We start from the raw sequence: 22,042 nt of genomic DNA, 5'->3' as shown, positions 1-22,042 counted from the left end.
ATTGTCTAACCCTCTCAATGAGAGGGTTTCATTCTATAAGTGATTAAATGTGTGGAAAGGGGAAAGGAATGGAGCCAATCGTATTGTTTTTATATGTTTATATGTTTGTTTTGGGGACATGTATTGCAAGTTTTATCAATGTTGTGATCTATCGATTACCTCTAGGTTTGAATTTTGTAGAAGGAAGAAGTTTTTGTCCAAAATGTCATAAGACATTAAAAGCATATGATATGATACCTGTTTTTAGTTGGTTTTTATTAAGAGGAAAGTGTCGTTTTTGTAAAGAACCAATATCATTAAGATATCCAGCAATTGAGTTTGTTGGTGGAGTTTTGGCAGTCCTATGTTTTTATAGATATGGAATTGACTGGATGACATTGATTTCTTTTGTATTTTCTATGATTTTATTAACCATTTGTATGATAGATTATGATACAATGATAATACCAAATGGTTTAGTAATTTGTTGTTTAATAGTGGCTATTGTAAGTGTGCCATTTTTAGATTTAAGTTTGATGGATCGTATAATTGGATTTTTTATAATAAGCGTACCATTATATATTATGAATTTAATAATACCTGATTGCTTTGGTGGTGGTGATATCAAGTTATTAGCAGTTAGTGGTTTATTAATGGGGTGGATAAACGTACTGATAGGAATGTTTATTGCTGTGTTGATAGCTGGAATTTATGCTGGCTATTTATTGCTGACTCACAGAATAGATAGAAAAGGTCACATTGCTTTTGGACCTTATATTTGTTTTGGAGTATTTGTAGCTTTGTTATATGGACAGGAATTGTTTAAATGGTATTTAAGCTTGTTTGGACTTTAGGGATGAGGAGTACAAGTTATGGCGATATTTAAGTATACTGCAAAAGATATAAATTCTAAGAAATTTCACGGCAAGATGGAGGTCAATTCTCGCGAAGAACTTGTCGCTTTATTGCGTTCTGATAATTTATATCTTTTACAGGCTAAGGAAATTATAAAAGAACAATCGCATAAAAAGATGAAACTAAAAGATTTATCAGAGTTTTGTAGAGAGTTAGGAACAATGTTATCATCAGGTATTTCGTTAATTATGACGATTAATATTATTACTAAGAGAACAACTGATCCTAAGCTTCAAGCAGTTTATAAAGATGTTTATGTGAAATTACAACAAGGATTATCTTTATCATCAGCTTTGGAGGCACAAGGAGAATTGTTTCCATCTTTAATGATTAATATGTTTAGAGCAAGTGAATCAACGGGTATGATGGATAGAACAGCAATGAAATTATCTGTCCAGTTTGATAAAGATAATAAGTTACAAAACAAAGTCAAAAGTGCAATGCTATATCCAATGATTTTAATAGTTGTCACTGTTTGTGTTGTTATAGCTGTTTTTACAATGATTTTACCGAATTTCTTTGATGTTTTTGAAGGGACTCCAATTCCTTTGATTACACAAATTATGTTTGGCATTTCTAAAGCAATGACAGCTTATTGGGAATGGTTTTTGATTGGGATTTTAGTGCTTATATGTTTCATCACAATGTCTATTAAGGTTCCTAAAGTAAAATTTGCTTGGGACCGCTTTAAGATTCATTGTCCAAAAGTAGGCAGATTAACAAGTATTATTTATACTGCACGTTTTGCAAGAAGTATGAGTTCTTTATATACGAGTGGAGTCTCTATGCTGAATTCTCTTGAACTTGCTAAAGCAACAATAAATAATAAGTACATTGAGAATCAATTTGATGAAGTCATTAAACAGGTTAGAGATGGAACAAATCTAAGTCAAGCCATTTCAAGTGTTGATGGGTTTGATCCAAAGTTATCTAGTTCAGTTTATATTGGTGAAGAAAGTGGTAAACTGGATCAAACATTATTGGATGTGGCTGATGATTTTGATTATGAAGCCGAATTAGCTACAGAGAAGATGGTTACTTTATTGCAACCATTAATGATTATTATATTAGGTGTTATCATTGGAACAATTATAGTCTCAGTCATGCTTCCGCTCTATTCTTTATATGGAAGTATTGGTGGGAAATAGGAGGAAAGAGAAATGAAAAGTGGAACAGTTATTTATATTTCAAACGAAAATATTTCTGTGGTGACTGCTGAAGCTAAACGTGATGTTTTAAGAGTTGTCGATTATTTTCAAATTCCTCTTAAAGAGGGGACAATGTTAAATGGAGTGATTATTGATGAAAATGAAATGAAGCGAAGCTTAAAAACAGTTTATGATAGAGGAGTTCATGAGACGTGTTTAATTGTTGATAGTGCAAAAATTTTAGCAAAAGCAGCGAGTGTTCCCAAAATGCGTGAAAGTGAAATTTTGCAATTTGTTAAAGATGAATTGTCTGCTATTGATAGTAATAGCGAAGATATTGTTTATGATTTTGCTTATCTTGGTGATGATGACTCTGCCAAAGGAGCAAGTAAAATATTTTGTGTCGGAGTTGAAAGGCAATTTATTGGTAGTTATCTAACACTTTTTGAAGAAGTGGGCATTAGAGTCATAGCTATTGATTATGCAATTAATGTGCTAATTTCCTTGGTTAATGAGTTAAGTGGATTCTTAGATAAAACATATGCAGTTTGTCAAGTGGATGGTCAGAACTTGATTAGTGTATTATTTATGAATAATGAATACGCTTTAACCAACCGTTCACGTATTTTTGCAAATCGAGGGACAACTGATTTTGAGAATGAAGTTATTAATGCGATATCACAACTTAAACAATTTGCTTCTTCTAGTCATCAAAACTTACCAATGAGTGATATTTATTTCTTTGGTTTAAAACATGGAGAAGAAATTCAATTGTTTGAAAGAGTAAGACTATCATTAAATTTAACTGTAGGAAGATTACCAAATTCAAAAGCTATCTATGCAGTTAAAAATAATACACATCAATTTGATGTGAATGATTATGCATATCCCATTGGCTATTTGAAAAGAAAGTGAGGTCGTCATTATGTTTTCTAAAATTCAAAATAAAGAATTAGATTTACTTGCGGCCTACAATCGTAAAGAAGGTCCTTCAAAGTCATCAAAAGTTGTCAGATTGATTGCAATTCCTTTATCATTAATTGTGTTTTTTGGAGCTATTTATCTTTATTTGTTTATAAGTAATTATCATTTGCAAAAGCAAATTGATGAGGTGAATCTTTCAAATGAGGAATTACAACTTAAAATTGATTCAACAGATAAAGAACCTTATAATGAGTTGACTGTTTTACAAGGAACATATAGTTCATTAGAAGCTATTGATAATTATGTATCTGGATTATCTAAAATAGATAAGCAAAATATTTTGCAATTACAAAAGAAGTTATTGTCTGGAATGACATTAAACTCTATTTCATATAATCAGGATTCTAAAGAGATGACAGTCTCTTATACATCAAGTAATGTTCAAAATATTGAGAAGTATGTTACAATATTACGTAACTCTGAAGATTATGCTCAAATCACATACACAGGTTATCAACAAGGCTCTTCTACTACCTCACAAGGAACAGGAGAAACAAATCCTTTAACAGGACAAGAAATCACTACTGATACAGTCGTATTGTATTATAATTTTAGTTTGGTACTAACATTGAATGGGGGTGCACAGTAATATGAAAGAACTCTATGAACATTTAACCCAGCGAGAAAAGAAATTGTTATATACATTAATTTGCTTTTTCATTGTAGTGGGTGGCTGGTTTCTATTGATTACACCTTCATTGGATAAAAGTAGTGAATTAAATCAAACTTATCAAAATGCCTTGGCTTTAAACACTTCAAAGCAAAGTGATCTTTCAAAATATCTATTAGCACCAGATGAATTAAAAATAAAAAAGAATAGTTTAAAAACGATTATTGATAAATATAATTCTCAATTATCAAATGAAAAGATTGATAAATTATTGACAACAGCATTTTTAACAAATGGTTTAAAACCTGTTTCTCTTGCAATCTCTGATGTGAAACCTGCCTCAGTTAAAACTGCCACAACAGATCAGACTCCTACTGATGAAGAAACATCAGAATATGTTACACAAGCAACAGTTAATGTTTCTGTATCAGGTTCATTAGTACAAATTACGAATACAATAGATACTTTAAATAAGATGAAGGGTATAGAGATTTCGAAATTCACTTATACAACCTCATCTTCTACACAAGGTTCAGGTACAAGTGCAACATTAACAATTGTTGTTTATATGGCCAATTCATAAAAGAGGTGAAAATGATGGAAAGACATGATGAAAGAGGTTCTACAATTATTACAGGGATTGTCATTGTCCTCATCATTTTTATAGTTCTAGGTACTGCTTTGGCTATTGCTGTTAATTATCAAAAGCGTTCAGTCTATGAACATGCACGTAAACAAGCGTATTTAAATGGAATTTCAGTTGTTGATGCTATTGCTGGACAATTATCAGTTGAGTCACAATCATCATTTTATTTACCTCAATCTACATCACAACCACTAGAAATTTCAAAAGTAAATTTGCCTGATGGTCTTGGGGGAGATATTTCAGTTGTTATTAAATATGATCAAGTTAATTCTAACTTATTGTATATTCAAGTGACATCAATCTATAATCATCAAACTGAAGAAGTCCAACTTACAATGCAAAAACATAAAAATATTTGGTATAAAAAAGTGTATTCACAGATTGGAGATGAGTTTCATGAAGAGTCTGAATAGTAAAGGTTTTACACTGATTGAATCGCTTGTCACATTTGCAATAATTGCTGTAGCTGGAACTATGTTTTTAGTAGGTTTTTATAATGTATCTATAATAGCTTCAGAAGGTTCATTGATTAAGACAACAACAAATACCCTATATAATGATCTCATATCAGAAAATGAAAATGTCATTAAAGAGAGTAATGAAAAAAATATGACAATTGTTTTTGCTAATGGTTCTACTCATACTATTGCTATGACAAAAGAATTTGTGAAAGATAGTGTTACAACGAAAAACCCTTTTGATATTCAATTACATAAATTGATTCCTAAAACCCAAGCACAGCTGTTACCTTCTATAATTCAAGAAGAGCCAGTGCAGCCAACAGAATGTTATGATGCGGATTTTTATGTTCTCAATAGTGCTCTTTCTGTTCTACCTAAGTCTTATAAAGAATTGACTCAAATTAATAAAGAATTTTATTTTGATTCAATTGGTTCTGTTGCTGAATCCGTCGATAAAACAATGGACAGTTTTATCTTTGGAAATGCTGTTGGTAAATATCTGGTAAATAGTCCTGATATTTCTCAGTTACAATTAGAAAATATTATATTTGAAAATGATTATTTAGAGTGGTTAAAGGGATCATCATATGAAATAAAATGGTTTTGCATCGATGGTGACTCAATACTAAGTGAAAACAAAGTCAAAGTTTATGGTTTTGTTAAGAAAATTGGAACCAGAAGTTTGATTTTAAATTATAGTACTGATAATAGCAAAGTTGCTTATTTAGATTTTGACAATGATGGCAAGTTAATTGGAATAGAAGCATTAGAGGCTGAGTTAATGAATAAAAAGGTAAAAATTAACAATAAAGAATATTCATTTGATTCAATTCAGCAATTGAACTTTGTTACTGATCAATCAACAGAACTTTATTTTGGTAAAGTTGTATAAAAAAATAAGGAGGCGATAGTAATGAGAAAGAATAGACATGGTTTTACTCTTATAGAAATAATTGTGTCTATTGCTATTGCATCAATTGTTTTATTGATTGCGGGTTCAATGATTCTTTCTTCTACAAAGTTTATGGGCACAACTGTTGAGACAGATTTAAATAAACGTAAAATTGATTCAACTATTGATTTTATAAGAGGGGAAATCATTTATTCTACAGATGTTCGTTTTGTAAAAGAGGATAGTCAGTATGCACCTAATTATCAAAAAGATAATAATTGGCATTATATCTATATCAAAGATGGCTATCTTTATCATGATGGGCAAAAGGTATTTGGTGAGGAGTTTTATAATTCTGATATTTTATCTGTCTATATTAAAGGGGATTATGAAAATAAACAACGTATTGATATGAAATATAGTCTTTTAGATTACCATAAAGAGAATGTTTATAGCAGTAGAGATACGGTCATGTTTATGAACTTGTCAGTCAGTGAAGATATTCAAAAACAAGCATTATATACAGCTGATTATTATGAGTTGTCTTATAATGGGTATTGGTTATTTTACAACAAAAAGTATACTGAACCTGTTATTGAAAATCCAAAAGAGGGAGATGGGACAGTTCATGATCAATTATTATCAATGGCTTTAGGAACGAATAGATGGTTTTATTCGACTTCATACTTTTATCGATTTGGTGATAGAGTTTTTCATAATGGATATTGGTGGATGTACAATGCCACAACAAATAGTGGTTCTGATGTTCCTGGAACATCATCAAGTTTTTGGAAGAGATTAACTTCTGAATGGACAGAACAGAGTCGGTATAGTATTGGAGATGTTATTATTTTTGAGGGGAAGTATTACAGGAGAATAGTTGATGCGAGTTGGAATGCTAAGCCTACTGATCAATGGAATAAGCAATGGGAAGAAATTTCTAAAGAAGTTGCTCAAGAAACAGTTTATAATATACCTGATAATGAGTATGTTGCATATGATAAAAAGACAGTTATATCAAAATTAAATAATATAGATTTGGATAAGATTCCTACTTATATTCCTGAAAATAATAACTCATATCATGTTTTTTATAATGAAACGCCTACCAAGGCGACAGATTTCGTAAAAATTAAGGATCAAGTTGTAACAGGAGATTATTATCATTATTATTATCGTGTTTTTAATAATGATGCCAAACCAGGTGAAAAATCGAATGGTTTTTTTGGATGGCAAGAAATCAAAATTGATTATGATGAAAATAGTGCATATGTTGTAGGTGATAGTGTTTTATCAGTTGCTAATAATGGTGCATTAAAGAGTCATTTTGAAGTGCAGATGGATATTTTAACAGAACAAACAATACAGAATATTAAAAATAAACTAGGCAGTCAATATACTGATGATTTGTTATATAGTAATTATTTGAATCCTGGTGGGGAATTTAACTTTACAAATCAATTTGTTTGGAAGAAACTATATTAGAAAGTGGTGATGTGTATGAAAATGATACCAATTGGTGAGGTTTTAAAAGAGCAGGGATATATTAATGAAGAACAATTGCAACAGGCTCTTGATGCTCAAAAACAAGATCGTAGTAAGAGGTTAGGACAACATCTTATTGATTTAGGATTTGTGAGCGAAGAACAAACTTTGCAGGCTCTCTCTGTAAAGTTAGGAGAGCCGTTTGTCAATTTAAATAATATCAATATTGATACAGAGGCAGTTGGGAAAATACCAGAGCCTTTGGCTATGAAGTATAATATACTTGCTTATGAGATAAATGGGAATATTTTGAATGTAATAACAAGTGATCCGATGAATTTTTATGGCTTTGAAGATATTCGTTTGGTTACTGGTATGGATTTATCAATTGCTTTGACAACTGCACAGTCAATAAATGATGCTATTTCCTATTATTATTCGCAGGTACGTGCAAAAACAGCTGCAGAGGTCGCAAATACACAGACAAATCAGTTTCAAATATCAGATGAAGAAATCTTTGATAGTGAAACAGATGATACACCAGTTGTAAAGTTATTGAATTCTTTGTTGACAAATGGATTCAATACTAATGTTTCTGATATTCATATTGAACCATTTCAAAACGAAACTGTTGTTCGTATGAGAATTGATGGAATGCTCATTGAATCAATGAAACTTCAAAGAAATATTCATAATGCATTGGTAGTAAGAACAAAGATTTTAGCAAACCTTGATATTTCTGAAAAAAGAATTCCTCAAGATGGGCATTTTGTAATTACTATTAACGGTGAGAAAATGAATCTTCGTGTATCTATTGTTCCAACTGTTCATGGTGAAAAGATTGTATTAAGATATCTTAATTCTCATACGCCTATTGATTATGCCAACCATTTTGGGATGAATGAAGAGAATTATCATAAAATGAAGATGATGATGGACAATCCAAATGGAATTATTTATGTAACTGGACCAACCGGTTCTGGAAAAACAACAACTTTGTATATGATTATGGAGAAACTTGCAAAAAAGGATGTAAATATCTTAACAATTGAAGATCCTGTAGAAAAGACTTTAGATCGTATTAATCAAATGCAGGTTAATAATGTTGCTGGGTTAACATTTGAGAGTGGTTTAAGAGCTATTTTGCGACAGGATCCTGATATTATTATGGTAGGGGAAACACGTGATGCTGAGACAGCTTCTATTTCTGTACGAGCTGCTATTACTGGGCATCTGGTTGTATCAACTTTACATACTAATGATGCTATTAGTACAATTGTGAGATTGGAAGATATGGGAATAGAACCTTATATGGTATCTAATAGCGTTGTTGGGATTGTTGCACAACGATTGGTAAAAAAAGTATGTCCTAATTGTGCTAAGAAAGTCGCAACAAGTGAGGATGATTGTCGTATTCTTGGCAAGAAAATTGAGTATGTTTATAAGGGTGATGGGTGTCCTGCTTGTCATCATACAGGTTATAGAGGACGAGTTGCCATTCATGAAATGATTGTTATTGATAAGACAATCCGTAAGATGATTAGTGAAAAAGTAGATATTAGTGATATTTCTGATTATGTTCGTCAACATCAAAATTATCGTTCTTTATTTGATGAGACTTTGAAATTGGTTGAGGATGGTAAAACAACTGTGAGTGAATTATTAAAGATCTCTTATTATGAAAGATAGGTGAAATGAAATGCAATCATTAAATGATATATTACATGTAGCAAGAGAGAATAACTATTCTGATGTTCATTTAGGTGGACAAAACAATATTATGATTAGAAATAATGGAATACTATATCCGTATGAGCATTCATATTCAGTTGATGATGTTGTTGCTATGATTTTATCAATGCTGAGTATTTCTCAGAAAGAAAAATTAGAACAAGGTAAGGATATTGATTTGGTTTATGTTGAGAATATGAATCGTTACAGAGTTAATGTCTACAAAGAAAGAGGGCAGTTATGTGCTGCACTAAGAATTATTTATGAGCGTATCCGTTCCTTGGATGAACTTCACCTTCCACCTGTGCTTAGGCAATTAACTCAAGAAAATAGAGGATTGGTTTTGTTAACTGGGCCAACTGGCTCAGGAAAATCAACAACTCTAGCTGCAATGATTAATGAAATTAATCAAAATAGAAAATGTCATATTTTAACGATAGAAGACCCTATTGAATATGTTTATAATCAAGAACAGGCACTCATCCATCAAAGAGAGGTTGAATTTGATGTTGAATCATTTGACATGGCATTAAAAAGTGCACTGAGAGAAGATCCGGATGTTATTTTAGTTGGTGAAATGCGTGACTATGAAACAATTCAAGCTGTAATGACATTAGCAGAAACCGGACATCTTGTTTTTTCGACTTTGCATACGATTGGAGCGGCAAAGACAATTGACCGTATTGTAGATGTTTTCCCACCTCATAAACAAGAACAAATTCGTACACAGTTATCTGGTGTACTTAATGCAGTTGTAACACAGCAATTAATACCAACAGCAAACGGAAATTCACGAGTTGCAGCTTTGGAAATCATGCTTGCTACACCAGCTGTTCAAAATCTGATTCGTGAAAATAAAGGACATCAAATTAATAGTTTAATACAAACTGGAATGAATTTGGGAATGCAGTCTTTAAACATGTGTCTTGCATCATTAATGAGACAAGGCGTAATTACAAAGGATGCAGCACTTCAATATTCTGATAATGTTTCAGAACTTCAACAAATGATATAAAGGAGGGGAATAGCCATGAAAAACATAAAAGGATTTACATTAATAGAAGTGATTGTGACAATAACACTTTTAGCAGTTTTGATGGCTATTGTTGTACCTATTTCTTTAAGTTATATGGATAATATTCAAGAAAAGAAAATCTTAAATGAAGCCGAGGCTGTTTTGAGTCAAGCAAGGAGTGGTGCACATTCTGATCGTTTGTCATTGGAGGGTAAATATTTATCTCATTCTGGAACATATACAGAAACAGACAGCACATTATTGTCGTTATATGTTTCAAAGGCAAATGGAGTTGGAGTTATTCAAAGTTTACGCTATGAAGATGGAAATGTCACTTATATGAAATATCAATATAATCATTCTACTATAGTTATTTATACAAAGGAAACGAATCAATGTGTAATAGATAATAGTCTCTAGCGGGATAAACAAATATTGATGTTGTTGGTTATGATGAAAAAATCAATAATGTGCTTAAGAACATAGGCTTTGATACTGCATCTTTTTTATGGCAAGTAGTGAAGTTGCAACCTAAAGAAAGTGTCAATAGATCTCAGTTTTTAATTACTGACAAAAAAATCACAGCTGATATGGCAGGATAAACAATTCCAGTTATGAAATATATTTATTTTGAAGGTTACAGCAGACCAATCCTCTCATACTTCTGGTAAAGGTGATTTTAATGTCAAGATAGAATGTATTATTCAATTACATATGATAGGAACTATAGAATATTTGGTTTAAAAAAATGTTATATTTAATAAAAAAAGAAATAATGTACATATATTTAGGAAAAAATGAAAATATGTAACATTTTAATATTGACATCATATTGTAGTTATGGTAAATTATAGACAAGAAAACCGATGAGTGGGAGATAAAACTTAAAAATGTATTTGTAGAGAGCTTAGGGTGGTGGAAACTAGGTAATGGCAGTTAAGTAAATGGACCTGCGAGGGCGAAGGGGAACGGTAACAAGTATCCTGAGACGTTGGCTTACGTTATCAAGCAAAAATGTGTTAGCATTTTACAGAGTGGGTTCAATGAACCAATAAAGGTGGTACCGCAGATATATACATCTGTCCTTTTGAGAGGATAGGTGTTTTTTATTTATATGCTAACAAGAGGGGGAGGAATAAAAAATATGAAAATGAATCGATGGTGTAGCTCCTTATAATTTAAAAAACAAAATAAAAAAGGAGAAGAAGAAAATGAAAACAAAATTAATTAAAGGTTTATTTGCTGCAGGGTTAGCTGCAAATATGTTGGTAGGATGTGGGAGCAATGATGCATCTACAAATGTAAAAGACATAAAGAAAGTGGCTATTATACAATTGGTAGAACATACTTCATTAAATACAATTAAGAGTTCTTTTGATAAACAAATGAAAGAATTAGGATATGAAGAGGGTAAGAATATTGAATATGTCTTCAAGAATGCACAAGGGGATAACAACACAGCGGCCAGTATTATACAGGAATTTAAAGCACAGAATCCAGACGTTGTGATGGCTATTGCAACTCCTGTGGCTCAAGCAGCTGCTAAATTATCAATAGATACACCCATTATCTTTTCAGCAGTTAGTGATCCAGTTGGAGCTAAGTTAACAAATTCGTTAGAAAAACCAGATAAGAATATTACTGGAACAAGTGATGAAATTCAGGTTGAACTGATTTTGGAAAGAGCATTACAAATTAATCCAAATCTTAAAAAGTTAGGAGTTATTTATAATAAAGGTGAAGCGAATTCAGTAACAAATATACAAAAAGCAAAAACATATGCGAAGAGCAAGAATATTGAATTGATAGAAGCTACAGTCACAAATGTTAATGAAGTACAAACAGCTATTGATGTCTTAACAAGTAAGTGTGATGCTGTATTTGCTCCAAATGATAATACTGTTGCAAGTGCAATGAATGTTGTGGGAACAGCTTGTGCAAAAGCAAAGATTCCTTTATATGTTGGTGCTGATTCAATGGTTCAGGATGGTGGATTTTTAAGTGTTGGTATTAATTATGAAGAACTAGGAAAAGAAACAGCTAATATGGTTGACAAAGTTTTAAAAGGAACAAAAATTGAAGATATTCCAGTAAAAGTATTTAAAGATAATTTAAATATTTATGTCAATCAAAGTGTTTTAAATCAATTAGGTATTGAATTACCAGAAAGTATCAAAAATGATAAATCATTATCAATGATAAAATAGGAGTTGAGGATATGAATTTAACGATCATTTTAGGAGCATTAGAACTTGGGGGCATATTTGCGATTATGTCCCTTGGTCTTTATATAAGCTATAAAATATTAAATTTACCAGATTTAACAGTTGATGGAAGTTTCACATTAGGATGTGCAGTAAGTGCAATATTTACAGTTCATGCAATGCCACTAATTGGTATGATTGCTGCATTTTTTGCAGGATGTATTGCTGGACTTGTGACAGGTTTGTTAATTACAAAGTTTAAGATTATGCCATTATTGGCAGGGATTTTAACAATGACAGGTCTTTATTCTCTGAATTTAAGGATTATGGATGACTCACCTAATATTTCTTTATTTGAATATCGTACATTGTTCACTACATTTGAATCATTCGATCCCTATCATAAAGTCATTATCATTTTAATTATTGTATTGCTCATTTGTTTTTGTCTTCATTATTTCTTAAGAACACAATTAGGGTTAGCATTACGAGCTTGTGGTGATAATGAGGACATGGTTCGTGCAAGTTCAATTGATACAAATAAAATGAAAATACTTGGCTTGTCTTTAGCTAATGGATTTGTCTCAATGGCTGGAGCTATCTTTGCTCAACATCAAACTTTTGCTGATATTAATAGCGGGACTGGTATGATGGTCATTGGCTTGGCTAGCATCATTGTTGGGATGACTTTTATCAAGAATGATAAGGTTGTTTTTCAATTGGTAGCAGTGGTTTTTGGTGCTATTTTTTATCGTGCTGTATTAACAGTCGCCTTACAGCTAGGGTTGCCTTCAGGAGACTTAAAACTTTTATCAGCTGTTTTGGTAGTTATTGCTATTGCATCAGCTAATATGAAAAGGAGGCGCTCATAATGTTAGAATTGAAGAATATTTCAGTTGTTTTTAATCAGGGAACAGTTAATGAAAAAATTGCTCTTTCTCATGTGAATCTCGAATTAGAGAAAGGTGATTTTGTAACAATTATTGGTAGTAATGGGGCAGGTAAATCAACTCTTTTTCAAACAATCTCAGGAGCTGTAGAGGCCACAGAGGGACAAGTTATCTTAAATGGTCAAGATTTAAGTCACATGCCAGAATATAAACGTTCACGTTTTATTGGTAGATTGTTTCAAGACCCATTAAAAGGAACTGCACCTTCAATGACAATTGAGGAAAACTTATCTTTAGCATCACAACGCGGTCAGCATTTTCGTTTAACATTGTTTTCTCATAAGCATAAGCAGGAAATGAAACAAGCGCTTGCTGAACTAAATCTTGGTTTAGAAGAAAGACTAGACATGAAAGTGGGTACACTTTCAGGAGGGCAGCGACAAGCATTGACATTGCTCATGGCGACATATGTAAAACCTGAACTTTTATTGCTGGATGAACATACTGCTGCATTAGATCCTAAAACAGCTCAAAAGGTACTGGAAATTTCTTCACGACTTGTTGAAGAACATCAAATTACAACTTTGATGATTACTCATAATATGGAAGATGCTCTTAAATATGGAAACAAAACTATGATTATGAAAGATGGACAAGTTATAGCTGTTATTGAAGGTGATAAAAGAGAAAAGATGAGTGTTGAAGAGTTAATTCATTTGTATTCTTCTTCTACTCATGACTATAATGATCGTATATTCTTAAAACAATAAAAACTTTTATAATTTATATGAAATGTTATTGCTTATTAAAGGCAATAACTTTTGTATTTATAGAGTAAAGACAACGAAACAAAAGGAGCGTTTATCTCAAATAAAATACCCCACATAAAGTGGGGTATCATTTATTTTTCTAAGATAAAGTTTGTTAAATCAACAGGTTCAACAATTTTACCATCTTTGTACACACGCATATTTCCTGATGCAATTTCATCAATTAAGATAACTTCATCATTATTATAACCGAATTCAAATTTAATATCATAAAGTTTTAATCCTTTTGATTTTAAATCATCAGCAACAATTTGAGTGATTTTTAATGTTTGTTCTTTTAAACTATCATATTGAGCAGCGGACATTACATTTAATGCAACCAAAGCATCTTTTGTAATTAATGGATCTCCATTGTCATCATCTTTTAAAGTACATTCAACTAAACCACCAGGTAATTCGGTACCATCTTCAATTAATGAACCATAACGGCGAATAAAACTTCCTGTAGCAACTAAACGGCAGATAACTTCTAATCCTTTTCCAAATACTTTTGCTGGAAGAACTTCCATTGTTGCATTGTCAACATCTGCACTCACATAATGTGTCTTAACACCAGCATCTTTTAAAATTTCAAAGAAGTGAACTGATGTTTCAAGATTTGCTTTTCCAATTCCATCAATTGTTAAACCAACTGCATTTTCACCTGGATCAAAGACACCGTCTTTACCAGTACAGTCATCTTTAAATTTTAACATAACATTTCCGTTGTCTAATTCAAATACATCTTTTGTTTTACCTTCATATGTTTTCTTCATCTTATACCTCCATCTTGAATAACGTAATCATTATATCACTTTTTCAAAAGATTTCTACTTTCTTTGTTAATATTTTTGGAAAAATTTATCATTTGATAAAAAATTTTCATTAATAACAAAAAAAGAAGCTCAGCTTCTTATAAATAATATTGTTGAAAATAATGTAAACGGATTAAATCACAGATAGTCATGATTTGATAATTGAAATTAATACTATCAAATTTGCCAGGAACATAAATCACTTTGCAATTATTTGTTGCTTCTGTTCGTGTATATTTTTTATTTTGTGTAATCAGAATTTGTTGAGCCTTGTCAATATGAACATCTGTTCTCGATTTCTTAAATCCTTCTAGATATCGTCCTGTTGCACTAATCACTATAGCAACATCTTTTTCATCTAGAACAATTGGATCATAACTATGATATTGAATAAATGGCTTTCCAAATGTAATCATGTCTGTTTGCAATTCAATCGCAATTGAAATTGGATACAATGCACCAAAAACAACAATTCTTTTTGCATGATATAATTTTTTACAAATGTCACTAATCGTTTTTTCCATTTCTTCATCAGTACAATCTTTGTCCATATTTCTAATCAAATCACGACTATCAACGCCAACCATTCTGACACGAATTTGATTTAATCGTGTTTGATAATGATTGATCAATGTTTGTCTAAAGTCTTCATAAGTTTCAAATCCTAGCAAAGATATAAAAGAGTAGAGCTGTTCTTTCTTAAAACATCCTTTATGTAAGAATTCTTCTTCGCTCATATCTTCTATTTCTAAATAATGAAAGATGATAAATGTGCAAATTTTATAATGAAAATCATGAAATAAAGTACCATTCAAATATGTAAGTATACGACTTAATAAGATATTCATGTGATGACCTCCCTTATTCTTTATTATATCATGAATAAAAGTGAAAAGATAAATATTTTTCTTTTCAGAAAAAAATGTTATAATGCAGACAATGAGGTGGACTTATGCGGATTATTAAAGTTGATATATCACAAATTAATTATCAATATCGTGATTATGACCAGAATCTATATGATTCTGTTATGAGAATTGGTTTTTCTTTTCCAATACAACTTATTATTAAGGATAATAAGTATCTATGCTTAGATGGCCATAAACGTTTATCTGTTTTACAGGATATTTTGGAAAAAAATCCTCAATATAAAAGAGGAAGTCAAGTTTATGTTCTGATTAAGAATAATGATAATATACGATCAAATGATTGTTGGAGAGGGAGGAATTCACATTAAACCACTATATTCTATTTTAATGAAAAATAATTTGGGGAATATGAATGAGTGTAGAACATTAATCAAACATGGATTTGTTGAGGTCAATAATCAAGTTATAAATGATCATCGCTACGTCGTTCATGATGATGATAAAATTAATGTATTTGGAAAAGCAATTCACTCTCAGCCTTTTGTTTATTATATGATGAACAAGCCTAAAGGTTATATTTGTGCTAATTATGATAAAAATCATTTGTGTGTTGTTGATTTAATTGAAAGAAATGATTGCATCTGTGTTGGTAGATTAGATAAGGATACAACTGGTTTTTTACTTTTAACAAATGATAAATCTATTGTCAAAGCCTTATTATTACCACAAAATCATCAGCCAAAAACATATTTGGTAACGACCCGTTTTCCAATTGATGAGAATTCTATATATAGGTTTGAAATGGGAATAGTGATAGATCAAGATATATGTTGTCTGCCAGCTCAATTAGAACTTATAAATACTCATCAATGTTATTTGACTCTCCACGAAGGAAAATATCATCAGGTAAAAAAGATGTTTTTATCTTGCCAAAATGAGGTTGTTGACCTCAAGAGAATTGCATTTGCCGGTCTTGTATTAGATGCTTCTTTAGGTTATGGAGAATATCGTCAATTGAATCAAGATGAATTTCAAAAATTGAAAGAATTAGTTTGTCAATAAAGTTAGGTATATAATAAAACCATATGAGGAGATGGTTTTATGATGTTTACAAATCAAGATTTAAAAAAATTAATTATTCCACTTGTTATTGAACAGTTATTAGCAGTAACAGTTGGTTTTGCAGATACAATTATGGTGTCCAATGTTGGCGAAGCTGCTGTTTCAGCAGTTTCTTTAGTAGATGGAATTAATATTTTATTAATTAATATTTTTGCTGCTTTGGGAACTGGCGGAGCAGTTGTAGCTGCTCAATTTATAGGACAGGGATCACATGAAAGAGCTCGTTATTCAGCTAAGCAACTCATAATGATTACTGCTATTCTATCAGCAATCATTATGCTTGTTGTGATTGCTGTTAATGGAACACTATTGCATTTGATTTTTGGAGATGTAGATATTGATGTGATGAAAAATGCAGAAATTTATTTTTTATTTTCAGCTATATCATATCCATTTATTGCATTATATAATTCAGGAGCAGCACTTTTTAGAGCGACTGGGAATTCAAAAATTTCAATGGTTAATAGTGCTATTATGAATGTTATTAATATTGTTTTAAATGCGGTTTTTATTTATGGATTTCAATGGGGTGTTTTTGGAGCGGTTTTGGCAACTTTGATTGCACGTGCTATCGCATGTTGTGTCATCTTATATGTATTATCACATTCAGATAACGAACTTCGCATTGAAGATTTTAAACATTGGTCATTTGATAGAATTTATATTCGTAAGATTCTTTCTATAGGAGTACCATCTGGGTTAGAAAATGGTATGTTTCAATTTGGAAAAATTCTTGTCCAAAGTTTGATAGCGACGTTTGGGACCTATTCAATTGCAGCTAATGCAGTTTCAAATAATTTAGCTCAAATGCAGATTATCCCTGGTATGGCAATGGGATTAGCTATGGTGACTGTTGTAGGACAGTGTGCGGGAGCAAATCAATATGATCAAGCAAGATATTATATCAAAAAACTAATGAAAATTACTTATTTATCCATGTTTATCTTGATTGCTATTCTTTTAATGGCGACCCCATTGATTTTACCATTTTATTCTCTATCTAGAGAGACAACCGATTTAGCATACCAGTGTATTTTCTTACATGGACTCATAGCAATAACGATTTGGCCATTATCGTTTACATTCCCCAATGCCTTAAGGGCAGCGAATGATGCCAAATATACAATGATTGTTTCAGCACTTTCTATGTGGATCTTTCGATTCTGTTTGAGTTATGTATTAGGACAATATATGAATATGGGGTTATTGGGTGTTTGGATAGCTATGTTTGTTGATTGGGGTGTACGTTGCATTTTCTTTGTTTGGCGTTATCAAAGCGGAAAGTGGATGAATAGACAACTTGTATAAGAGTTGATATAATAAAGTGTAGGTGATGATATGAATTCAGGAATAATGGAAATTGATGTTCATGGTATGAATCAATTTCAAGCAAAAACAACTATAAATGCTGCCTTAAAAAAAGCGACTAGGGGGACATATATAATCAGAATTATTCATGGTTATCATAATGGAACAGTTTTACGTGATATGATTCGTAGAGAATATCGCAGTCATCCTAAGATTATGAGAGTAGAATTGTCAATGAATTCTGGTATTACTGAATTGATATTGCGGACATTAATATAAGGAGGATAAGAAATGGCTGTTTTAGATACAAGTATTCCAATTTTTAATTATTTTGAAGAAATCGCAAAGATTCCTCATGGTTCTTATAATGAGCAAAGGATTGCTGATTATATAGAATCTGTTGCGAGAGAGCATAATTTGCGCTGTTTTAGAGATGAAATGAATAATGTGATTGTTTATAAAGATGCAAGTCATGGTTATGAAAGTCATGTTCCACTCATGTTACAGGCTCACATAGATATGGTCAATGAGAAGAATAATGACTGCCAGCATGATTTTGAAAATGATCCACTTGATTTGTATATTGAAGATGGATTTTTACATGCCAATGGAACAACTTTAGGTGCTGATGATGGTTATGGGGTTTGTTACATGTTAGCAATTTTAACTGATGATTCTTTAAAGCATCCGCCTCTAGAATGTGTTTTTACAGTGCAAGAAGAGGTAGGATTATTTGGTGCATTTGGAGTAGATGAAACTCAATTATCTGCTAAAAGAATGATTGGTTTAGATAGTGAAACAGAAGGTGAGACATGTACATCATCTTCTGGTGGAAATGATTTGATGATTACGAAACAGATAACGGGTGAAGATAATGATTCTCCAGTATATGTTTTAGAAGTTAGAGGGCTCTTAGGTGGTCATTCTGGAGAGTGTATTGATAAAGGCAGAGGAAATGCTAATAAAATTGCTGCTAGAGTTTTATACCATTTCTTAAAAGAAGGTATGGACATTCGTTTAATCGATATAACTGGTGGATTAAAAAACAATGCAATTCCAAGAGAATGTACTGTGGCTTTTGCAAGTTCTAATCCTTTTAAATCACTTTATGAATTGGTTCAAGCCTATCAGAATGATATCTATAAAGAATTAGAAATGAGTGATCCAGGTGTTTCTATCACTATTCATGAAGAAGAATGTCCAGTGTGTATATGTTCACGAGATAGTGAGGCTATTATTTCAATTATGTATTTAGCACCTAATGGTATGATAGAAAAGTCACAAGTTATTGCTGGTTTAACAACAGTGTCATTAAATATGGGAGTTGTTCGTACTCATGATGATTGTGTGACTATAGATTATTCTATTCGTTCACCATTACAGAGTATTCGCGTAGAGCTGTCTTTACAATTAGAATTAATTGCCTCTTTATATAATGCTTATGTTAAGGTGTCAGGAGATTATCCGGGTTGGGATTACGATCCAAGTTCTCAATTAAGGAGTCAATTTCAAGCTTTTTATCAGCAATATACTGGTCTCAAATTAAAAGAGGTTGCAACTCATGGAGGATTGGAAACAGGTGTTTTGAAAGGGAAAATCCCTGAATTAGATATTGTAACAATGGGGCCAAATATGTCCGATATTCATACTCCAGATGAAAAATTAGAATTAGAATCTTTTCTCAAAACCTACCAATTGCTTGTTTCATTTATTGAAACTTTATAATTCAGACTATACAAATTTATTGAAAAATGTTACAATGTGCCCAGATATGTAAATAGCAAAACTATTGAAAAATAGTGACGCAAAGCTATAGGGTCTAATCTCATATGAGAATGACAGCCAGTTGCCAATCAACATTTGTATTGGAAAGGGTATATGAAATTATATCTGGTTTGCATATTGTTTTCATACATGGATATGTTATTATTCATTTCAAAGACGCTCATCCCTTTCAATCGTCTTGTATGAAAACGAAAGTAAGAGCAGCAATGCTTTTACTTTTTTATTTAAAAAATAAGAAAAAATCTTAGTCAAAGAGAGAAGGAAAATATATGAAATGTCAAATGAGTCAACGATGTGGGAGTTGTCAATATCTAGATATGGATTATTCCCAACAACTCATCAAAAAACAAAAATATTGTCAGAAATTATTTCAAAAATTTCCTGTTCAAGTACATTCTGTTATAGGTATGCAAAATCCATTTGAATATCGTAATAAAGTTATTATTGCTTTTAATCAAAGATATGAATATGGTTTGTATGAAGAAGGTTCGCATCGGATTGTTCCAATTCAACAATGTATGTTACATGATCAGGAAACACATCATATTTTATTAAAAATACAATCTTTGTTAAAAAAATATAGAACTTCAATTTATGATCACCAAAGACATAAGGGGTTTTTAAAACATGTATTAATTAGAAGGGCAGTTCAAACAAATCAAACTTTAGTAGCTTTGGTGGTTACTGAGCCAATGTTTAAAGGCTCTAAGAATTTTTGCAGTGAATTGGTGAAAACTTGTCCAAGTGTTAAAACAGTTGTGTTAAATGTCAACAAACGACAAACGAGTATTGTTTTATCTCAACAAGAAAAAGTTCTATATGGAAAAGGTTTTATTGTTGATGAATTGTGTGGTTTAACTTTTAAGATATCTGCTCAATCTTTTTATCAGATTAATCATGAACAGTGTACAAGACTTTATCAAAAGGTTAGCGATTTGTTAGAGGTGAAAGAAAATCAAACTGTTTTAGATACCTATTGTGGAATTGGAACAATTGGAATGATGATTGCCAGTCGAGTGAGTCAGGTGATTGGTGTGGAACTGAATCAAGAAGCCTATAAGGATGCTGTGAATAATGCAAAAATGAATAAGATTAATAATATTCATTTTTATAATCAGGATGCTACTGAATTTATGAAAGATATGGCAAATCAACGTACTCAAATTGATTGTGTGATTATGGATCCGCCTCGAGCGGGAAGTACAAAAGAATTTGTTCAAGCCATTCATATTCTGCAACCTCAGCAAGTTATTTATGTTTCATGTGATCCAGTTACTCAGGCTAGAGATTTACAATGGTTTTGGGATATTGGATATCAAACTCAAGATATTTATCCGTTTGATATGTTTCCACAAACACAAGCAATTGAAACAGTTATATGCCTAACAAAAGGTATGAATCAAAAATAATGTTATTTAACCTTTTCAATTGAATATATTGTTTTGAAGACCTAAAAATAGGTCTTTTCATATATGTTTATATAAAAGCTGACAGAATAAAACCTAAATAAATAGAGGATATGAAAAGCAGAAAGTGAAAATATAGTTACAATTATGGAAATAATTATTCACTTTCTTGTGAAGAATGTTTATGTTATACTAATAGTAGAGTTTGTATACTCATCATAAAAGAGGTGGTTAGAATGAGGCACTGTAGTGTAATTTCTGGAATAGTTACAGATATTTAATATAATTATAGGAGGATTTTATGGCTATTCCAGAAATGAAAGTATATCCCCGTTCAGGAGATAAAGAAACAATATATTTACAGAATGTTATTACTCATCCTAACATTAGAGTTGGGGATTATACAATATATAATGATTTTGTTAATGATCCTAGATTATTTGAAAAAAATAATGTTTTATATCATTATCCCATTAATCATGATACTCTTGTTATTGGCAAGTTCTGTTCTATCGCATGTGGGGCAAAGTTTTTATTAAATAGTGCCAATCATACAATGTCATCATTATCAACATATCCTTTTCCCTTGTTTTTTGAAGAATGGAATTTAAATATCAAAGATGTTTCAACATCATGGGATCATAAAGGTGATATTGTTATTGGAAATGATGTTTGGATAGGATTTGAAGCTATTATTTTAGCAGGCGTGACTATTGGGGATGGGGCGATAATTGGTTCACGTGCAGTTGTAACAAAAGATGTTCCGCCTTACTGTATTGTAGGTGGAGTTCCTGCTAAAGTCATTAAAAAACGTTTTCCAGAGAAAATCATTTCTTCATTGCTTAAAATGAAGTGGTGGGATTGGTCGATAGATGAAATCAGAAAACATATAAATGATATTCAATCTGGTTCTATTGATAAATTAAAATAATATCTAAGCATGATTCTTTATGAACCATGCTTTTTTA

The 22,042-nt window shown here is 31.4% G+C and carries 23 protein-coding genes, 1 riboswitch and 1 other annotated feature; of the genes, 21 read left to right on the top strand and 2 right to left on the bottom strand.

Going from position 1 to position 22,042, the window contains the following annotated elements; genetic code table 11:
* Positions 1-47 precede the first annotated feature (47 nt).
* The 14 genes from GQF29_RS17230 to GQF29_RS17165 all read left to right on the top strand — a co-directional run bounded on the left by GQF29_RS17230 (position 48) and on the right by GQF29_RS17165 (position 13,730).
* Positions 48-833, top strand: coding sequence for a prepilin peptidase (locus tag GQF29_RS17230; RefSeq protein ID WP_008789574.1), 786 nt, complete (start codon positions 48-50; stop codon positions 831-833).
* A gap of 18 nt (positions 834-851) precedes the next feature.
* Positions 852-2,042, top strand: a complete 1,191-nt coding sequence (locus GQF29_RS17225; protein ID WP_008789575.1) for a type II secretion system F family protein — start codon at positions 852-854, stop codon at positions 2,040-2,042.
* Positions 2,043-2,054: 12 nt separating this feature from the next.
* A complete protein-coding gene (gene pilM, locus GQF29_RS17220) occupies positions 2,055-2,957 on the top strand; it encodes a type IV pilus biogenesis protein PilM (RefSeq protein WP_008789576.1) in 903 nt (300 codons plus the stop codon).
* A 10-nt stretch (positions 2,958-2,967) separates the two neighbouring features.
* Complete coding sequence (locus GQF29_RS17215; RefSeq protein ID WP_008789577.1) at positions 2,968-3,615, top strand: hypothetical protein; 648 nt, start codon at positions 2,968-2,970, stop codon at positions 3,613-3,615.
* Position 3,616: 1 nt separating this feature from the next.
* A complete protein-coding gene (locus GQF29_RS17210; protein ID WP_017143722.1) occupies positions 3,617-4,219 on the top strand; it encodes a hypothetical protein in 603 nt (200 codons plus the stop codon).
* A 14-nt stretch (positions 4,220-4,233) separates the two neighbouring features.
* Positions 4,234-4,695, top strand: a complete 462-nt coding sequence (locus tag GQF29_RS17205; protein ID WP_008789579.1) for a hypothetical protein — start codon at positions 4,234-4,236, stop codon at positions 4,693-4,695.
* Positions 4,679-5,635, top strand: a complete 957-nt coding sequence (locus tag GQF29_RS17200; protein ID WP_008789580.1) for a pilus assembly FimT family protein — start codon at positions 4,679-4,681, stop codon at positions 5,633-5,635. Before GQF29_RS17205 ends, GQF29_RS17200 begins: the two co-directional genes overlap by 17 nt.
* A gap of 21 nt (positions 5,636-5,656) precedes the next feature.
* Entirely contained in the window at positions 5,657-7,120 is a 1,464-nt protein-coding gene (locus GQF29_RS17195; protein ID WP_008789581.1) for a prepilin-type N-terminal cleavage/methylation domain-containing protein, read from the top strand.
* A gap of 15 nt (positions 7,121-7,135) precedes the next feature.
* On the top strand, positions 7,136-8,809 hold the full coding sequence (locus GQF29_RS17190; protein ID WP_008789582.1) for a GspE/PulE family protein: 1,674 nt from the start codon (positions 7,136-7,138) through the stop codon (positions 8,807-8,809).
* 10 nt (positions 8,810-8,819) lie between these two features.
* Positions 8,820-9,866 carry a type IV pilus twitching motility protein PilT gene (locus GQF29_RS17185; RefSeq protein WP_008789583.1) on the top strand — a complete coding sequence of 349 codons (1,047 nt, stop codon included), beginning with the start codon at positions 8,820-8,822 and terminating at the stop codon, positions 9,864-9,866.
* 15 nt (positions 9,867-9,881) lie between these two features.
* Complete coding sequence (locus GQF29_RS17180; protein ID WP_008789584.1) at positions 9,882-10,286, top strand: prepilin-type N-terminal cleavage/methylation domain-containing protein; 405 nt, start codon at positions 9,882-9,884, stop codon at positions 10,284-10,286.
* A 437-nt stretch (positions 10,287-10,723) separates the two neighbouring features.
* Positions 10,724-10,956, top strand: a binding site (T-box leader).
* 121 nt (positions 10,957-11,077) lie between these two features.
* Positions 11,078-12,073 (top strand): ABC transporter substrate-binding protein, encoded by a 996-nt coding sequence (locus tag GQF29_RS17175; protein WP_008789585.1) that lies wholly within the window; start codon positions 11,078-11,080, stop codon positions 12,071-12,073.
* A gap of 11 nt (positions 12,074-12,084) precedes the next feature.
* Positions 12,085-12,942 carry an ABC transporter permease gene (locus tag GQF29_RS17170; protein ID WP_008789586.1) on the top strand — a complete coding sequence of 286 codons (858 nt, stop codon included), beginning with the start codon at positions 12,085-12,087 and terminating at the stop codon, positions 12,940-12,942.
* Positions 12,942-13,730, top strand: coding sequence for an ABC transporter ATP-binding protein (locus GQF29_RS17165; protein WP_008789587.1), 789 nt, complete (start codon positions 12,942-12,944; stop codon positions 13,728-13,730). Before GQF29_RS17170 ends, GQF29_RS17165 begins: the two co-directional genes overlap by 1 nt.
* Before the next feature lie 131 nt (positions 13,731-13,861).
* On the opposite strand, the gene GQF29_RS17160 is transcribed toward GQF29_RS17165, so the two are convergent.
* Together GQF29_RS17160 and GQF29_RS17155 are read right to left on the bottom strand one after the other, a co-directional pair.
* Positions 13,862-14,545, bottom strand: a complete 684-nt coding sequence (locus GQF29_RS17160) for a phosphoribosylaminoimidazolesuccinocarboxamide synthase (protein ID WP_008789588.1) — start codon at positions 14,543-14,545, stop codon at positions 13,862-13,864.
* A 137-nt stretch (positions 14,546-14,682) separates the two neighbouring features.
* Positions 14,683-15,432 carry a MurR/RpiR family transcriptional regulator gene (locus GQF29_RS17155; protein WP_008789589.1) on the bottom strand — a complete coding sequence of 250 codons (750 nt, stop codon included), beginning with the start codon at positions 15,430-15,432 and terminating at the stop codon, positions 14,683-14,685.
* Between the two features lie 104 nt (positions 15,433-15,536).
* On the opposite strand from GQF29_RS17155, the gene GQF29_RS17150 reads away from it, so the two are divergent.
* From GQF29_RS17150 to GQF29_RS17120, 7 genes are all read left to right on the top strand, one after another.
* Complete coding sequence (locus tag GQF29_RS17150) at positions 15,537-15,821, top strand: hypothetical protein (RefSeq protein ID WP_008789590.1); 285 nt, start codon at positions 15,537-15,539, stop codon at positions 15,819-15,821.
* A gap of 40 nt (positions 15,822-15,861) precedes the next feature.
* Entirely contained in the window at positions 15,862-16,515 is a 654-nt protein-coding gene (locus GQF29_RS17145; protein ID WP_236916458.1) for a 16S rRNA pseudouridine(516) synthase, read from the top strand.
* A gap of 39 nt (positions 16,516-16,554) precedes the next feature.
* The gene (locus tag GQF29_RS17140; RefSeq protein ID WP_008789592.1) at positions 16,555-17,883 is read left to right on the top strand and encodes an MATE family efflux transporter; all 1,329 of its coding nucleotides are present in this window, start codon (positions 16,555-16,557) and stop codon (positions 17,881-17,883) included.
* A 30-nt stretch (positions 17,884-17,913) separates the two neighbouring features.
* Positions 17,914-18,162 (top strand): Smr/MutS family protein, encoded by a 249-nt coding sequence (locus GQF29_RS17135; RefSeq protein WP_008789593.1) that lies wholly within the window; start codon positions 17,914-17,916, stop codon positions 18,160-18,162.
* 12 nt (positions 18,163-18,174) lie between these two features.
* Positions 18,175-19,608, top strand: a complete 1,434-nt coding sequence (gene pepD / locus GQF29_RS17130) for a beta-Ala-His dipeptidase (protein ID WP_008789594.1) — start codon at positions 18,175-18,177, stop codon at positions 19,606-19,608.
* Between the two features lie 44 nt (positions 19,609-19,652).
* Positions 19,653-19,737: riboswitch (cyclic di-GMP riboswitch) on the top strand.
* A 200-nt stretch (positions 19,738-19,937) separates the two neighbouring features.
* Positions 19,938-21,077, top strand: a complete 1,140-nt coding sequence (gene rlmD, locus GQF29_RS17125) for a 23S rRNA (uracil(1939)-C(5))-methyltransferase RlmD (RefSeq protein WP_008789595.1) — start codon at positions 19,938-19,940, stop codon at positions 21,075-21,077.
* Positions 21,078-21,375: 298 nt separating this feature from the next.
* Positions 21,376-22,005, top strand: coding sequence for a CatB-related O-acetyltransferase (locus GQF29_RS17120; RefSeq protein WP_008789596.1), 630 nt, complete (start codon positions 21,376-21,378; stop codon positions 22,003-22,005).
* Positions 22,006-22,042: the final 37 nt, after the last annotated feature.

The sequence above is a fragment of the Coprobacillus cateniformis genome, assembly GCF_009767585.1.
GTDB lineage: Bacteria > Bacillota_I > Bacilli_A > Erysipelotrichales > Coprobacillaceae > Coprobacillus > Coprobacillus cateniformis.
The sequence above is the reverse complement of the archived record's forward strand: the minus strand, read 5'-3'. Positions and strand labels throughout refer to the sequence as shown.

Bases quoted from the DNA above. Each gene is read 5' to 3' on its own strand.
- GQF29_RS17230 (WP_008789574.1), top strand. From the start codon at position 48: ATGTGTGGAAAGGGGAAAGGAATGGAGCCAATCGTATTGTTTTTATAT.
- GQF29_RS17225 (WP_008789575.1), top strand. From the start codon at position 852: ATGGCGATATTTAAGTATACTGCAAAAGATATAAATTCTAAGAAATTT.
- pilM (WP_008789576.1), top strand. From the start codon at position 2,055: ATGAAAAGTGGAACAGTTATTTATATTTCAAACGAAAATATTTCTGTG.
- GQF29_RS17215 (WP_008789577.1), top strand. From the start codon at position 2,968: ATGTTTTCTAAAATTCAAAATAAAGAATTAGATTTACTTGCGGCCTAC.
- GQF29_RS17210 (WP_017143722.1), top strand. From the start codon at position 3,617: ATGAAAGAACTCTATGAACATTTAACCCAGCGAGAAAAGAAATTGTTA.
- GQF29_RS17205 (WP_008789579.1), top strand. From the start codon at position 4,234: ATGGAAAGACATGATGAAAGAGGTTCTACAATTATTACAGGGATTGTC.
- GQF29_RS17200 (WP_008789580.1), top strand. From the start codon at position 4,679: ATGAAGAGTCTGAATAGTAAAGGTTTTACACTGATTGAATCGCTTGTC.
- GQF29_RS17195 (WP_008789581.1), top strand. From the start codon at position 5,657: ATGAGAAAGAATAGACATGGTTTTACTCTTATAGAAATAATTGTGTCT.
- GQF29_RS17190 (WP_008789582.1), top strand. From the start codon at position 7,136: ATGAAAATGATACCAATTGGTGAGGTTTTAAAAGAGCAGGGATATATT.
- GQF29_RS17185 (WP_008789583.1), top strand. From the start codon at position 8,820: ATGCAATCATTAAATGATATATTACATGTAGCAAGAGAGAATAACTAT.
- GQF29_RS17180 (WP_008789584.1), top strand. From the start codon at position 9,882: ATGAAAAACATAAAAGGATTTACATTAATAGAAGTGATTGTGACAATA.
- GQF29_RS17175 (WP_008789585.1), top strand. From the start codon at position 11,078: ATGAAAACAAAATTAATTAAAGGTTTATTTGCTGCAGGGTTAGCTGCA.
- GQF29_RS17170 (WP_008789586.1), top strand. From the start codon at position 12,085: ATGAATTTAACGATCATTTTAGGAGCATTAGAACTTGGGGGCATATTT.
- GQF29_RS17165 (WP_008789587.1), top strand. From the start codon at position 12,942: ATGTTAGAATTGAAGAATATTTCAGTTGTTTTTAATCAGGGAACAGTT.
- GQF29_RS17160 (WP_008789588.1), bottom strand. From the start codon at position 14,545: ATGAAGAAAACATATGAAGGTAAAACAAAAGATGTATTTGAATTAGAC.
- GQF29_RS17155 (WP_008789589.1), bottom strand. From the start codon at position 15,432: ATGAATATCTTATTAAGTCGTATACTTACATATTTGAATGGTACTTTA.
- GQF29_RS17150 (WP_008789590.1), top strand. From the start codon at position 15,537: ATGCGGATTATTAAAGTTGATATATCACAAATTAATTATCAATATCGT.
- GQF29_RS17145 (WP_236916458.1), top strand. From the start codon at position 15,862: ATGAATGAGTGTAGAACATTAATCAAACATGGATTTGTTGAGGTCAAT.
- GQF29_RS17140 (WP_008789592.1), top strand. From the start codon at position 16,555: ATGATGTTTACAAATCAAGATTTAAAAAAATTAATTATTCCACTTGTT.
- GQF29_RS17135 (WP_008789593.1), top strand. From the start codon at position 17,914: ATGAATTCAGGAATAATGGAAATTGATGTTCATGGTATGAATCAATTT.
- pepD (WP_008789594.1), top strand. From the start codon at position 18,175: ATGGCTGTTTTAGATACAAGTATTCCAATTTTTAATTATTTTGAAGAA.
- rlmD (WP_008789595.1), top strand. From the start codon at position 19,938: ATGAAATGTCAAATGAGTCAACGATGTGGGAGTTGTCAATATCTAGAT.
- GQF29_RS17120 (WP_008789596.1), top strand. From the start codon at position 21,376: ATGGCTATTCCAGAAATGAAAGTATATCCCCGTTCAGGAGATAAAGAA.